Below are 14,142 nucleotides of genomic sequence, written 5' to 3' on the forward strand. Positions count from 1 at the left end.
CAGCCGGCGCGGACACCGGTCCCTCGCTCTCAGGACCGCCGACGCGACAGCCGGCGCGGACACCGGTCCCTCGCCCTCAGTTGCCCTCAGGACCGCCAGCGCGACAGCGCGGCGCGCCGCGCCAATGCGTCGAAGGTCACCGCGGTGAGCAGCACCCCGCCGGTGATCATGAATTGGACCGGTGGTTCGACTCCCAGCAGCGCCATGCCCGACGCGATCGACTGGATGACGAGCACCCCCAGCAGCGCGGACCAGGTCGAACCACGTCCGCCGAATACGCTGGTGCCACCGATGGCGGCAGCGGCGATGGCGCTGATCAGCAGCATGCCGGAGCCAGGGACCTGGCTCGCCGAGGTGAGCCGCGACGCGACGAAAAGGCCGCCGACCGCGGCCAGGGTCCCGGACACCATGAACAGCGCGATGCGCACGCGCGTCACATCGATGCCGGCGCGCCGGGCCGCCTCCACACCGGTGCCCAGCGCGAGGACCTGCCGGCCGTAGCGAGTGCGGCGCAGGAAGAGGTCCGAGGCGACGATGACCACGAGGAAGACCACGAGCGCCAGCGGCAGGCCCTCGAACTGGTTCAGGACGTGGACGGCGGTGAACGCGACCACCGCGAGGAGCGCCGTACGGGCCCAGATCTCGCCCATCGGCCGGTACGGCATCCCGGCGGCGCTGCGGCGCCTGCGGTCTTGGTAGGAGACGAGGAGGTAGGCGGCCGTGCCGAGCGCCGCCAGGCCGTAGGTGGCGACGGCGGCGCTGAAGTAGCGGCTGGTCAGCTCGGCGACCAGCCCCTCCTCGCTGAAGTTGATGGTGCCCTCCGGCGCCAGCAGGTAGAGCATCAGGCCGTTCCAGGCCAGCAGGCCCGCGAGGGTGACGACGAAGGCGGGTACGCCGATCTTGGCGAAGAAGAACCCGTGGAGGGCCCCGGCGGCCGCACCGCAGATCACGGCGATGACCACGGCGAGCCATTCCGGCATCCCGAGGTTTACGTTCAGGGCCGCGAACAGGGCGCCCGCCAGGCCGGCGAGCGAGCCGACGGACAGGTCGATCTCGCCGATCAACAGCACGAAGACGATGCCTACGGCGACCATGCCGACCCCGACGATCTCCACGCTGAGAACGGACAGATTGCGTGGCGAGAGGAAGTTGTCGTTGAGGCTCTGGAAGACGATCCAGGTCACGGCGAGAGCGAGCAGGATCGGGGCCGGGCCGAGTTCACCCTTGCGCAGTCTGCGCCGCACGGCGCCGCCGTACGCCCTGGAACGTCCGCCGTACCACTGGCTGAGACGTCCCTCGGACCACCGGCCGAGACGTCCCTCGGACCACCGGCGTTCGTCGCGGCGCCGGCCACCGACGGGAGCGGTGTCGGCGGCGGTCCCGGTATCGGTGGCGGTCCCGGTATCGGCGGCGGTCCCGGTATCGGTGGCGGTCCCGGTATCGGCGGCGGTCCCGGTATCGGCGGCGCGCGCCCGGGTCCGCCTTCTCCTCACGGCCATGCCTCCTCCGGGTGGGTCGGGCGGTTCGGACGGATCTGGGCGTCCCGGGGACGGCGGTCCGGCGCCGGCCTCGGCCCGATGCGAGGGAGACCGGGGGCGGCGCCATGCTCTCCACGGGGCCGCCCACTCCTTCCGCCTGCGAGGAAAGCTCATGGGGTGAGTCCGGCCTCGTCGCAGGCGGACCGGAGCCTCGGAGTACAGATCTGATCGATTGTGTACATACCGTCCTTGACGAGAGTGTCCTTGATGTTGCCGGCGGTCACCGAGACCGACGGGAGCAGGACCGCCGGGATGTCCTTCGTGGTGGCGCTGTCGACGGTGCCGGTGGCGATCGACTCGACCGAGTTGCCGCGCCCGAGGGCGACGGCCATCTCGACGGCGGCGTCGGCCGCGGGCTTGAACGGCTTGTAGACGGTCATGTACTGGTCGCCCCTGACGATGCGGCGGACGGCCGCCAGGTCGGCGTCCTGGCCGGTGATCGGGGGCAGCGGCCTGACCTCGGCGGCGTTGAGGGCGGAGACCGCGGCGCCGGCGAGACTGTCGTTGGCGGCCAGCACGCCGTCGATGTTGCCCCCGCCAAGGGCGGCGATGGCGCCGGTCATGTTGACGTAGGCGTTCTCCGGCCGCCATCCGACGGTGTCGTACGACTTGCCGATCTTCACCTTGTCCTTGAGGACGGAGAGCGATCCACGCTTGAACCAGCCGGCATTGGGATCGATCGTGGCGCCGTTCATCATGACGATCTGGCCGCCGTCGGCCTTCGCTCCCATGGCCTTCAGAAGCGCCTCGCCCTGAAGCCTTCCGACGACCGCACCGTCGAAGGTGACGTAGCCGGAGATCGGGCCTTCCGCGAGCCGGTCGTAGGCGACGACCGGGATACCGGCCCGGTCCGCGGCCTCGACCGACGAGCGCAGCCCCTTGGGGTCGACGGCGGCGACGATCAGGACGTCCACACCTCTGGTGATCATGGAATCGAGCTGCTGCCGCTGGACCGCCGACTCAGGCGTGGCGGCGACGGTCGCGGTCGGGCAGTCCGGGCACAGCTCCTCCAGCCTCTTCTCGATCAGGGGCCTGTCGAACTGTCCGAAGCGAGAGGCCCCACCGCCCGGAAGCAGCAAGCCGACGGTGAGGCTGTCCCCGCCGTCCTCACCCCCGCCGCACGCCCCCGTCAGTGCCAGGCCGGCGGCAACCGTGACGGCTACAGACACGCGGCCGAGGGCTCTACACCGCACGGCCGGAAGGCTGGCACCGAGACCCATCTCCGGTTCCTTAAAAATCTGTCCGATTTTGCCCCGCAATGAACGCTTACGCCAAGCGTAGCCAAGCCCCCGCGGTCCCGTTCAGGCCTACCCACCGCGCACATCAAGCCGAGGGCCGGCACCACGCACCAAACGGCGGAGGTCGGTCCTCGCCGATCTTCGAGTACGCCGAGTGCTCCCATCGGCAGCGTTCCAGCCGAACGAGCGCGCTTGTCGAGGTGATCGCGATACCCAGGAACCGATCGACAGGTCAGCATGGCTCGCGCACAAGTACCCGAACACGTGCGCCCGGCGCTGCCCGGTCCGGCGCACGACACCAAGCCCCCATCACCCAGGGCATGACTGCCCGGGGGCGCTGGTGGAGAAGAGGTTGACGAAGGCGCAGTGGGTAAGTCGCCGTTGGCGGTCGGCGATAGCTTGACGACCATGGTCACTCAGATCATCACCCTGATCGGAGTCCTCATCGGTGCCCTTGCTTCGTTCCTGGCGACGGCCATGGCTGAACGCGCCAAGTTCAGACGGGAGATGGCTACGCGATGGGATGAGCGCAAGCTGGACGCATACATTCAGTAGCAGAAGATGCGGGCACGCCGTGGTCGGCGGCCCTGACGCGGCCTTGCCGGTGCCGCCCAGAGCTGCCGGGTACCGCTGCCGTCCATCGTCGTGGCCGTCAGGGTTGCCGTCACTGCCACATCGGGCGCTGACCTCGCCTGCGACAATGCGCCCATGAAGGCGCTCGGTCCGGCGCGGTGGAGGATCAGGGCTGGGATCGGCTCGCTGCTGGCGACAAGTGGGAGGAAGACGGCCTCGTCTTCTCCTCGGCCGTCGGCAGGCCGCTCGACGCGACCAACGTCCGGCGAGCATTCCGCCAGGCGCTTCAAGGACTCCGAAGGGATTAACACCGACGAGTGGACGCCAAGGGAGCTGCGGCACAGCTTTGTGTCGTTGCTTTCCGACGGTGGTGTATCGCTGGAGGAGATCGCCCGGCTCGTCGGCCACTCCGGCGCGGCCGTGACCGAGGAGGTCTACCGGAAGCAGATCCGGCCCGTGATCCAGACCGGCGCAGTGGTCATGGATGGCATCTTCGCTCGGGACCTGGAGCGGTAGTCACGCAGATAGACGCGCAGACGAAACAGGTGAGGCACCTACCAGAACTGGTAGGTGCCTCACCTGCTGTCTCACTGTCGGGGTGGCGGGATTTGAACCCACGACCTCTTCGTCCCGAATGAGGTTCGGTTGTGATCATCACCGGTTTGTATGCTGTTTTGACTGGTCAGAGCGTTGGGGTGCGGTGGTGTCGGGTGGCCTGGAAGGGGCTTGGGGAGCGGGTTGGCTCCCAGATGGCTCCCAGTGGGACGTTAGCCAGCGGCCGCTGAATCCGCCCTTCGCGCCGTGTCCACGGAGGCTGACTGCGGCGAGCAGTTCGACACTCCGCTGAGCCGCGCGGAGTTGCCTAGCGCTCCGCGGCAGGCGCGGTCCACGCGACACCCGGCGCAAGCCCAATCTTGCCAGCCCCTGACCGGGGCTTGGCGCGATGCCCGTAACCCAACGCCACGACTGCTCACGTTCCGAGGCGTAGATGTCACAGTAAGTGATATTCCTGGCCAGTTGACCGCCGGACTGGTCCGCGTCGCCCTGGCCGAGTCGCGCCCTACCTGGGGATCGTCCGGTCTGATGCCATGGCTGGGAGACCGGGTCGGGACACCATCGGGTTGGGGGTGCTGTGGGGACATCCACGCGATGGAAGGGGCCGAGCGGCGACCGGTGGAGCTCCGCTGCGAGGCGGCTGGCGCGTTGGCGAGAGGACTCGCGCAACGCGGATCAGCGGCTGGAGGAGATCGCCGGAGACCATCTGCGTGCCCTGCACGAGACGCTGCGTGCCGATCGATCGGCCTTCGGGTTGTACGACACGGCCTGTGCGGCCGGTGAACGGCTCGCCGGGGCCCTGGGCTCGCTGGCCGCCGAGGGCGCCGAGTCGTCGGACGCGCTCGTCGCACGTCTCGTCTCGGAGGTCGGCGGAGACGGCGGCACACTCGCCGACGCCGCGGTGCGCAGGGGGGTGGCCGCGGCGGTCCGCGATGTCCGGGACAGGCATCCCGAGATGGACGACGCCATGAACGGGGGTGGCGCGGGCGGCGGCTTTGCCTGGGACATCCTGTGTGATCTCTACCAGGTGTTCTTTGCCGACATGGTGGGGGAGTTCCTCCGGTCCGTTGTCGCCGAGCACGTCAAGCTGGCCGTGCCGGTGCTCATCGCGAGCGATCCGGAAGGCAGGATCGCCGATTGGGTCGCGGAGAAGGTGGTGGACCTGGTGCCGAATCCTTGCGAGGAGTCCGCCGAAGCGACGGATCTCGCGCAGGCCGTGGACACCACGCAGTCGGTGGTGAGCGCTGCGCAGGAGCCGTCTGTCGCGCTGCCCAAGATCGCTGAGTCGCTGGTACCGCGAGCGGTCGGAAAGGTACTCGGCCTGATCACTGAGGAGACCACTGGGGAAGAGGGAGCTGCGGCATGACCGGTTCCGACCACTTCCTGTGGTGGCGCGGCCACCGCGGAGACCGGCCTCGTGATGACCGCTGGACGGAGATCGGCGAGGAAGCCTTCCAAGAAAACGAGCGCCGCATCACCGGCCGGCACCATCTGCCCGGCCCTGTCCCCGACTGGGCCGAGGACCTATTCCGCGTCGCCAGGGCCGCGTTCATCGCCGACAAGTACGTACGCCGGACCGGCGTCCGGGACCGGTGGACCCGCCGCATCAGCCTTGCCGTGCCCGTCACGGAACACGAGCGGTGGCAGAGCGCAGCCGTCCGTACCCACCTCACCGCACTCCTCCAGATCCTCACCGGGGACCTCTGGAATGTGGACTTTCGGCCTCTCACCGGTCACCAGGTCGAGGAGGCGATGATCTTCCCCGACGACCCGCGTGCCTCGGAAGTAGCGCTGTTCTCCGGCGGACTGGATTCCCTCAGCTGGGCCGCCACCCGCTCGCGCGCCGACGACCCCGGACCGCTGCTGCTCGTGATGTTCCGCGAGATCGGCCTGCTGCGTCTCCAGCAGCGGGTATACAAGGCCGTCGAGCGACTGGATGGATCACGGCCGGTGATGCTGCTACCGATGAGCCAAACTCCGGCGGGCGACGGCTCCGGGCTGCGGCTGGAAACCTCCTCCCGCACCCGCGGTCTGCTGTACGCGGCGGGCGCGATCCGCGCCGCTACCGCCCACGGAGTGACCACCGTCCACATCCCCGAAAACGGCCAGCTCGCTCTCAACCCGCCCCTGACGCCTGCGCGTTCGGCGGCCTGCTCCACCCGTTCCGTGCACCCATGGACGCTGGGCCGCCTGAACGCCTTGCTAACCGCCGTGGGTGACGCCGGAACTGCGGTACGGGTGGTCAACCCCTTGGCAAGGCTGACGAAAGGCGAGGTGTGCAAGGCCGGACGCGATGCGGGGCTTACACCGTCCGACCTGGAATCCACCCTGAGCTGCGGCAAGCCGCCCGCCCGCCGCAGCGGCGGCCCTCGCATTGCCAACTGCGGCGTTTGCTTCCCGTGTCTGGTGCGCCGCTCCGGGCTACTCCACGCAAACGGCACCGACGGCACCCGGTACGAGGCATTGCCATGGGCAGACGACCTACCGCTCGACCGGGGCACCGACTGGCGTGCACTGCAGCGGTGGCTGCTCGGCCGGTACACCCTTACGGACGTCCTCACCGATACGCCGCTGCCGCCGGACACGGACCCGGCGGCGGCGTTCGATTTGATCAGGCGCGGGCGGGAGGAGCTGGCCCGGCTGCTTCAGATCGCGGATGCGGCCGAGGCGGCTGACGCGGCGTAGGCGAGATCCAGCTCGCACCAGTCCGTCTTGGTGGTCATGGACGGCATTCAGCCGGACTCGTGCCGAGCTGTCAGTGTCGTCTGGTTAGCTTGGCCAAGTGATGACGCTCGACGCCGCCGCTCCTTCCAGACCTCTCCCAGGCAACCGATCGTCCTTGTGCAGCGTGCTGTTGTGGATGGCCAGCGACACCTTCCGTTGGCTGGAGAGCGGATATAGAAACCCTCCCGCCGCCAACGAGGAGAGTTTCACCGACATGAATGTGCGCCATTTCCGTGACTTCCTCGACCGTCGTGTCAAGGTGATCCAGTTCGACAAGTCCACGGAGCGCGTGAACGGCGCCGACTGGGAGATGTGGATCCACAACCGCTCCCATGGCATTGGGCTGCGGATTCAGGCGAAGAAGGCAGACAGGGGCGGCCGTTACCTCTTCGACCACGAAGTGAGGAGGCAGCGGGCCTACCAGTGTGACCAGTTGATCCAGCACGCTGCTGCCGTGGCGTGCGTGCCGGTCTACTTGCTCTACAACCACTGGGCCTGGCAGGGCGGCGCGCAAGAAAAGGCTGCGGATGCGGGGCTTCTCTGCGGCCATAAAGCCAAGGACGGCTCGCACCACGGCTGCACCCTCGTGTCCGCGCACGACGTACAGGCTGAGCTGTACAGAAGGCAGAAGAACCGGAACATACGCCATAAACGGCTGTGGGAGAGTTCCCTGCCTTGGAATCGTGTCCTGTGTGACGAAAGGCTGCCACGGGCACAGCGACGTGGCGACGCAGCGCTTCGGGGCATCTTCGCGGCCGTGCAGCATCTGGATGCTTCTGGGCGAGAGGCGGTGGCTGACACACTTCCCGGCGAACAGCGCACGCACGCTACTGGCCGGGCAAGTTCCTCGGCCCGCGACGCGGCCACGCCTCAGAGCACTACTTACGCTCGGTCCAGCGGTGGGCGCTCCGCTCCCTCTCGGCGGGTGACGCCCAGCCACATGAGATGGGGTGAAGACGCCTTCGCTCAGGTGCCGTACGAGGATACGTCCGAGGCTGCTGACGCCGTCCTGGAGGACGGCCCGCAGGTGCTTCCTGAGCATGTGCAGGCGCTGTTGGACGCTCATGAGCTTGAGCCTCCTCCGCCTCCGGTTCCTACCCGCTGCACGTTGTTGTACGACGTTAGCGACGATGGCGGCAACGAACTGTCTGCGGATTCTTTCGGATGCGTCACTCTGTAGCGGTTCCTCAGGCCACAGCCGGTGCACAGGCGGACGCCAGTACATGTTGCTTGTCCGACAAGCATCCAAGATCAACGGCCGCCTAAGCGGAAGGGTAGCTCCAATTTACGCAGCCGGACGGGGCGCTCGTTGCCGCCGACAAGTTGAGGGAAGTTCCGTTTAGGCTCCCTCCTTGCAACCTGGCGCGCCGGAATCAAGACGTTTCCTGAAGTCTGCCGAGTGATCGTTCCCGGACCGTCCCTGGGCTGTCCGAGGCCCCCGAGGCAGACCAACAGCGACCTACAGTGACAGACGAGCCACAGCCTCCAGCGGAGAAACCCCAGGTCATAGCCCCGCGGTCACACGGGGCAGCAGATCACTCGCGCTGCGCCTTCAGCGCCCGCACGCCCACTCCTGCGTCGGCGAGGAGAGGATACGATGTACCGCGGTCATCGGCGTGATCGCACCGGGGAGGGTGGCGAAGATGGCGAGGAGTGATGGAAAAGGGTCGGTGGGCGACCGTCACCGAGTCTGAGTTCCGACACGAGAAGCGGGGACTGGAGTCAACCCGCAAGCAGCTCCTTGCCCTACCCGCGCACCGGGTGAGCCGGTTGTGGAACTTCAAGCTCTCACAGGTCGACGCTTGGATTGAGGCGGGCGGAGCAGCGGCGTTGAACAGCGAGAAGGTCGAGCCATGAGCATGTTCGATGTCAAGAACGTACCGACTGGGAGTGAACGAGCGCCGATTCCGATGTCGGACATCGACACCGCGCTCACCTCGCAGCTTGTGGTGGCGTGGGCGGGCGAGACAGGGGAAGAACGCGGGCTTGGTTGGTGGCGCTCCGACCTCGTTTCCGAGTACGGCGGTGAGGATCTGTTCCGTCGGCTGTTGCCGGGCACCTGGCGCTGGGCTGTGCTTCAGGGCGCGAGAGAGGCTGCCCGACGGATGGACGCGGAGCGCCGGCGCCAGGACCACGACCCTGACCGAATCGTCTCGCTCTTCAATCTGGGTTTTGAGCTGGACGAGCGAATCGAGGAGCGCTTCCAGGATCTGAAGCGTTCGGGTCGCGCGCCGGACGAGGCGCTACCGGGCCTGGCAGTTATCAGTGCCGGCTGGCACCGGGATCATTTCTGGGACTGGGTCATCGGCCACGGTGAGGCTGAGGCGGCAGCTTCACCGGTTGGACGGCGACTTAAAGGGAGCCCTCCGATCGCCTTGGATCAACGGGTGCGGAAGCTCGTCGCGGGGCTCACCCCAGCGACCGAGACCTACCCGCTTCCCCACTACAGGAGAGCATCATGACGGGCCGCCCGCGGGAGGTGACAGAAACGCACACGCGCCTCTCGAAGTGTGCCCTCGAGGTGGATAACTCACGCGCCTTCTGGGCCCGCGCCGACGAGACCACTGACGTGAACGCCCAGCGGGCCTTCGACGAGTACTGGTTTGGCGCTCGCAGTCTGGCGCGCGTGGAGGTGCTTCTCACCAATATGCGTGCCCGATTCAGTACGTTTCCGTCAGCTCTCGCCGTGCTCCACAGCTGGCAACACATGTCACCGGAAACACGCAGAGCCATCTGCCACTGGCATCTGCAACTCACCGACCCGCTCTATCGGCGCTTCACGGGAGACTATCTGGTCGCGCGTCACTCTGGGCCTAGGCCCGAGGTGACTCGCGATCTTGTCGTCGGGTGGGTCGGGCAGCAGGGGCCCAGCCGCTGGATGATGTCGATGCGAATCCAGTTCGCCAGCAAGCTCCTCTCCGCGGCGTACTCGGCAGCTTTGGTCACCTCGAACCGCGACCCTCGCCCTATCGGTATGCCGCATGTACCGGACGAAGCGCTTGAGTACCTCATGTACTTGCTACGAGAGACGGAGTTCGAGGGAAGTCTCCTCGACAACCCGTACGCGAGTTCGGTCGGCCTGGAGGGTGCCATCCTTGAGGAGCGCTTGCGTGGGCTCCCTGGTCTTGCTTTCAGGCGGCAGGGTGACCTCATCGACTTCGGCTGGAGGCATCACGACTTGCGGATGTGGGCCGATGCCAACCTCCGAAGCGAGGAGCGGCGTCTGGCTGGAGCTGCCCTATGAGCCTACATCTGTTTCAACAGAACCCTTTGCAAGAGGCGTTCGTCGCGCTGCGCCGAGATCTCATCCACGAGGATGGCCCTCACATAAGCACGATGCGCAACTACCGCTTCGCGATTATGCAGTACGACCCGTCCGATGAGTTCGATCTCCGTGGCGAAGTGCAGCGCTTGACCGCGGACCTCGTCGCGAACGGCTGGATGGTCCTTTCGATCAGCCTTCAAAAGCTTCTTCTCGACCGTGTCAGAGCGCAGGGCCTGGAGTGGGTCGACCGCGTCGTGCAGATGGAAGAGCGCATGGCCGGCATCGAACCAGAGCGCGGGTTGAACTATCTGAAGTCGAAGCTCTGGCCACTTATCGAAGGGCCGGACGGGATCGCGGCGGACTGCAGCCGCCTGATCAGCGAGTACGCCGATAGGCACCCGGACACCGTTGACCGGACGGTGACCTTCATCGGGCGCGCGGGCGCGCTGTATCCATTCATTCGATCATCGGCTCTTCTTCGCCACCTCGACGGCAGGACTCGAAATGTTCCGGTGGTCCTGCTCTATCCGGGCGAACGACGAGGAGTGGCAGGGCTCTCGTTTATGGGCATTCTCAATCCGGACAACGACTACCGGCCTCGGATCTATCCATGAGGGACGACATGCTGATTCGCGACCTCTTTCTCTCTGACGCCACGCGGGATATCCCGCCGGTCGTCTATTTTCACGAGCAGGGCGCGGACAAGCTCGCCGCTGAGGTTTCCGAGTACATCATCACGGGCGGCTGGCCCGAGGACCACCCGAACCATCGTCGTGTGCCGAGCGGCATCCACGAGCAGTACGTCCGACTGCTTACGAACATCGCCGCGGAGCTCGATAAAGCAGGTGGGCCCGAACTCCCCAACGCATGGATCTCAGGTTTCTACGGCTCCGGTAAGTCGAGCTTCGCCAAGCTGCTCGGGCTCTCTCTCGATGGCGTCGCCTTGCCGGATGGAGGATCGCTCGCGGAGGCGTGGCTACAGCGAGACACGTCGCCGAAGTCTGCCGAGCTGCGCGAGGCATGGCGTGTTCTTCGCCAGAAGATCGATCCGCTGGCCGTCGTGTTCGATATCGGCGGCATCGCGCGCGACGACGAGCACATCCACGCCGCGACCGTTCGGCAGGTCCAACGACGGCTCGGCTACTGCAGCACCGAGCCGCTCGTAGCGGACTTCGAGCTGGGCCTCGAGCGTGACGGCGAGTGGTCCCGCTTTGAGGAGACGGCCCAGGAGACACTCGGCACGCCATGGGCCGACGTGAAGGACAAGGCGCTGGCCGAGGAGGAGTTCTCGCTCGTCATGAGCGTGATGTATCCCGACCGGTACACCGACCCCATGAGCTGGTTCACCAGCCGCGGCGGCACTCATGCGCGCTCGGAGTCGCCCGAGGAGGCCGTGGCGGCCATTCGGGACATGCTCAAGTTCCGCCGCCCGAGTGCGACGCTGTTCCTCGTTGTTGACGAGGTCTCCCAATACGTCCTATCCAACAAAGACCGCGTGGATCGGCTGCGTGCCTTCGCGACCGCCATCGGCTCCACGCTCCGCGGCAAAGCCTGGCTGCTGGCACTCGGGCAGCAGAAGCTCGACGAGGAGGCGGACGACTCCTTCCTGGTGTGGGCGAAAGACCGCTTTCCTCCCAAGCTCCGCGTCCATCTGGCGGCCACGAACATCCGGGACGTCGTCCACAAGCGACTCCTCCAGAAGCGACCCGACGCCGAAGGACAGCTGCGCGCGCTCTTCGAGAGCCACCGGCCCGACCTCAAGCTGTATGCCTACGGTTGTGAGTCGGTGACCCCCGAGGAGTTCGTCGAGGTCTACCCGATGCTGCCCGGGCAGATCGACCTGATCCTGCAGATCACCAGCGCCCTGCGCACACGCTCGGCCCGAGCCCAGGGCGATGACCAGGCCATCCGCGGCCTGCTCCAGCTTCTCGGTGAGCTGTTCCGCGACCAGAATTTCGCCGAACAGCCAGTGGGCGCACTCGTAACCCTGGACCAGGTCTACGAAGTTCAGCACACTGCGCTCGACTCCGACGTGCAAGCATCGATGGCCCGCGTGCTGAGCCAGTGCGCCAATGATGCGGACGAGCTCCTGGTGCGCGCGGCCAAGGCTGTGGCACTGCTCGAGCTTATTCAGGACACCCAGGCCACCGATGCGAAACTCGTGGCGCAGTGCCTCTACGACCGAGTCGACCGCGGCAACCATGTAGCTGCCGTGACCGAGGCGCTCGAGGAGCTGCGCAGCAGGAACCTCCTCGGGTACTCGGAAAAGCACGGCTACAAAATCCAGTCCTCAGCCGGCGAAGAGTGGGAGCGTGAGCGCCGCGACATCGGCGTCGCGCGTGAAGCCATCAGCGAGATCGTGCAGGAGGGGCTCGCCTTTCTCCTTGCCACTCCGGACCGCCCGCGACTTCAAGGACGGCCCTTCCCTTGGGCTGGGCAGTTCTCCGACGGCCGCCGCGCGGACGACGTCAACCTCGTCGACCCGCGCGACGACGCTGCCGCCCGTGTCGACTTTCGCTTCCTAGCCCGCGAGGAGGGCAGCGAGAGCATCTGGGTGAAGAAGAGCGGCGAGACCGTACTTCACGACCGTCTCGTCTGGCTGTGCGGCGACAGCGACAACGTGGACCACCGTGCGCGTGAGCTCTACCGCTCGCGGGCCATGGTCAAGAAGTACAAGCCGCGCCGCGAGTCGTTGAATCCCGCCCGCAAGCTCCTGCTCCAGCAGGAGGAGAACCGTGCCGAGGACCTCGAGAAGCTCGCGCGGGACGATATCGCGGCGGCGTGGATGGCCGGAAAGATGTACTTCCGATGTCGGATCATCTCGCCACAGGAGCAAGGCGCGTCGTTCGCCGTAGCGCTCCACGCAACGGCCACCCGGGTGCTGCCAGACCTGTTCCCGCACTTCACCGCCACGCAGGTCCAGCCCTCCGAACTACTTCAGCTCGTCGAGGCCGAGCTTTCCGGCCCGTCACCCAAGTTCCTCACAGGCGACCTCGGCATCCTCGAGCTCGACTCCGGACGCTACGTCCCCTCGTGCAGCGGGGTCGTGGCACGCCGCATCCAGGAGCACATCGAATCCGAGGGGGGCCTCGGCGGGACGACACTCCTCGCCCACTTCGGAGGCCCACCCTACGGCTACACGGCGAACGTCGTGAGGGCCTGTGTCGCGGGCCTGCTCCGCGCCGGCAAGGTGCGTCTGCAGCCCGATGGTGGCAATGAAATCACCGCCATTCGCGATGCGGGAGTGCGCGACCTCTTCGACAAGGACCGCGCCTTCCGACGCACAACGATCTTCCCTGCCGGCGAAGACGACATCGGCTTCCAGGCACGGGCGCGTATCTGCAAGTTCTTCGAAGAACGCCTCAGGCACCGCATGGATCGCGAAGATCACGCCATCGCCGACGCGGTCGCCCAGCACTTCCCGCAACTCGCGCAGAAGCTCCGCAGCGTACAGGGCCAGCTCAACCAGCTCCCAGGCTCGCCTGAGGGGCCGGCTGTGTTCGGCAAGCTCGGCGATGCGCTCGAGCAGTGCATCCGCACCTGCCGGCAGACCAAGCCGACCGTGAAGCTGGTCAAGAAGCACCTTGACACGCTGCAAGACGGCGTCCAGCTCCTGCAGCTCTACGACGCAGAGCTGACGGACGACGCTATTCGGGCCGTCACATCCGCCCATGGTGTGCTGACGTACCAGGCAACTCAGCTTAAGGACCTCGGCGTCGAGTCCACCAAGGTCGAGGCAGCCGCGACGCGCGTCGCTGACCAGCTCGAGGCCGAGCGGCCTTGGCGCGACATAGGTGCACTTGATGGGGATCTCGCCGAGATTCACAATTGCTACCTTGCTGAGAGGCAGCGGCTGCTCCAGTGGCAAGAGCAGGAGGCAGAGACGGCCCGTACGCGAGTGAAGGCGCGGGACGGCTTCAGCACTCTCACGGGCGAGCAAGCGCACCGCGTGCTCCGACCCTTCGCGCTAGCGGTGACCGACACCACCGCCGAGGCAATTGCACCACCACTCGTCTCTCTGAAGGACCCGTTCGTGCTCGCGCTGCAGCGTGCCGAGGACCAGGCGAACGACCTCCTCGATGAGATCTTGAGCGAGGGTGAGAAGCCGCTCATCACGCGGGTCGACCTGCAACTGCGCAATCGAGAGGTGGCGACGGAGACCGACGTGCAGGCGCTCGTCGACGAGATCAAGGAACGCCTGCTCGAGCAGGTCCGCGCAGGCGCGCGCGTGCGGCTGCTGTGACTGGAG

General features: G+C 66.7%; 10 protein-coding genes and 1 pseudogene. 9 read left to right on the forward strand and 2 right to left on the reverse strand.

Annotated elements, in window-relative coordinates; genetic code table 11:
- Positions 1 to 86: 86 nt before the first annotated feature.
- On the reverse strand, positions 87 to 1,244 hold the full coding sequence (locus EF387_RS05105) for a sugar ABC transporter permease (protein ID WP_128375424.1): 1,158 nt from the start codon (positions 1,242 to 1,244) through the stop codon (positions 87 to 89).
- Positions 1,245 to 1,648: 404 nt separating this feature from the next.
- The gene (locus tag EF387_RS05110) at positions 1,649 to 2,758 is read right to left on the reverse strand and encodes a sugar ABC transporter substrate-binding protein (RefSeq protein ID WP_128375274.1); all 1,110 of its coding nucleotides are present in this window, start codon (positions 2,756 to 2,758) and stop codon (positions 1,649 to 1,651) included.
- A 426-nt stretch (positions 2,759 to 3,184) separates the two neighbouring features.
- Here EF387_RS05110 and EF387_RS46575 point away from each other — a divergent pair, with 426 nt between their 5' ends.
- The 9 genes and pseudogenes from EF387_RS46575 (at position 3,185) to brxC (ending at position 14,136) form a co-directional block, all read left to right on the forward strand.
- Complete coding sequence (locus EF387_RS46575; RefSeq protein ID WP_155589736.1) at positions 3,185 to 3,331, forward strand: hypothetical protein; 147 nt, start codon at positions 3,185 to 3,187, stop codon at positions 3,329 to 3,331.
- Positions 3,309 to 3,865, forward strand: a pseudogene (locus EF387_RS05115) (tyrosine-type recombinase/integrase); the annotation flags it as partial. The gene EF387_RS46575 and the pseudogene EF387_RS05115, both read left to right, overlap by 23 nt.
- Before the next feature lie 616 nt (positions 3,866 to 4,481).
- Positions 4,482 to 5,270, forward strand: coding sequence for a hypothetical protein (locus EF387_RS05120; protein ID WP_128375275.1), 789 nt, complete (start codon positions 4,482 to 4,484; stop codon positions 5,268 to 5,270).
- Positions 5,267 to 6,589, forward strand: a complete 1,323-nt coding sequence (locus EF387_RS05125) for a 7-cyano-7-deazaguanine synthase (RefSeq protein ID WP_128375276.1) — start codon at positions 5,267 to 5,269, stop codon at positions 6,587 to 6,589. The genes EF387_RS05120 and EF387_RS05125 overlap by 4 nt, the downstream gene beginning before the upstream one ends.
- 100 nt (positions 6,590 to 6,689) lie before the next feature.
- Positions 6,690 to 7,808 (forward strand): DUF6615 family protein, encoded by a 1,119-nt coding sequence (locus EF387_RS05130; RefSeq protein WP_338058086.1) that lies wholly within the window; start codon positions 6,690 to 6,692, stop codon positions 7,806 to 7,808.
- 673 nt (positions 7,809 to 8,481) lie between these two features.
- Positions 8,482 to 9,090 carry a BREX-6 system BrxE protein gene (gene brxE / locus EF387_RS05140; RefSeq protein ID WP_202918148.1) on the forward strand — a complete coding sequence of 203 codons (609 nt, stop codon included), beginning with the start codon at positions 8,482 to 8,484 and terminating at the stop codon, positions 9,088 to 9,090.
- Complete coding sequence (locus tag EF387_RS05145; protein ID WP_128375279.1) at positions 9,087 to 9,872, forward strand: DUF1819 domain-containing protein; 786 nt, start codon at positions 9,087 to 9,089, stop codon at positions 9,870 to 9,872. The genes brxE and EF387_RS05145 overlap by 4 nt, the downstream gene beginning before the upstream one ends.
- On the forward strand, positions 9,869 to 10,507 hold the full coding sequence (locus tag EF387_RS05150) for a DUF1788 domain-containing protein (protein WP_128375280.1): 639 nt from the start codon (positions 9,869 to 9,871) through the stop codon (positions 10,505 to 10,507). The genes EF387_RS05145 and EF387_RS05150 overlap by 4 nt, the downstream gene beginning before the upstream one ends.
- A gap of 8 nt (positions 10,508 to 10,515) precedes the next feature.
- Entirely contained in the window at positions 10,516 to 14,136 is a 3,621-nt protein-coding gene (brxC, locus tag EF387_RS05155; protein WP_128375281.1) for a BREX system P-loop protein BrxC, read from the forward strand.
- Positions 14,137 to 14,142 lie beyond the last annotated feature (6 nt).

It is taken from the genome of Streptomyces cavernae (assembly GCF_004023625.1).
In the GTDB taxonomy this organism is placed as follows: Bacteria; Actinomycetota; Actinomycetes; order Streptomycetales; family Streptomycetaceae; genus Streptomyces; species Streptomyces cavernae.

Bases quoted from the DNA above. Each gene is read 5' to 3' on its own strand.
- EF387_RS05150 (WP_128375280.1), top strand. From the start codon at position 9,869: ATGAGCCTACATCTGTTTCAACAGAACCCTTTGCAAGAGGCGTTCGTC.
- EF387_RS05130 (WP_338058086.1), top strand. From the start codon at position 6,690: ATGACGCTCGACGCCGCCGCTCCTTCCAGACCTCTCCCAGGCAACCGA.
- EF387_RS05125 (WP_128375276.1), top strand. From the start codon at position 5,267: ATGACCGGTTCCGACCACTTCCTGTGGTGGCGCGGCCACCGCGGAGAC.
- EF387_RS46575 (WP_155589736.1), top strand. From the start codon at position 3,185: ATGGTCACTCAGATCATCACCCTGATCGGAGTCCTCATCGGTGCCCTT.
- brxC (WP_128375281.1), top strand. From the start codon at position 10,516: ATGCTGATTCGCGACCTCTTTCTCTCTGACGCCACGCGGGATATCCCG.
- EF387_RS05110 (WP_128375274.1), bottom strand. From the start codon at position 2,758: ATGGGTCTCGGTGCCAGCCTTCCGGCCGTGCGGTGTAGAGCCCTCGGC.
- brxE (WP_202918148.1), top strand. From the start codon at position 8,482: ATGAGCATGTTCGATGTCAAGAACGTACCGACTGGGAGTGAACGAGCG.
- EF387_RS05145 (WP_128375279.1), top strand. From the start codon at position 9,087: ATGACGGGCCGCCCGCGGGAGGTGACAGAAACGCACACGCGCCTCTCG.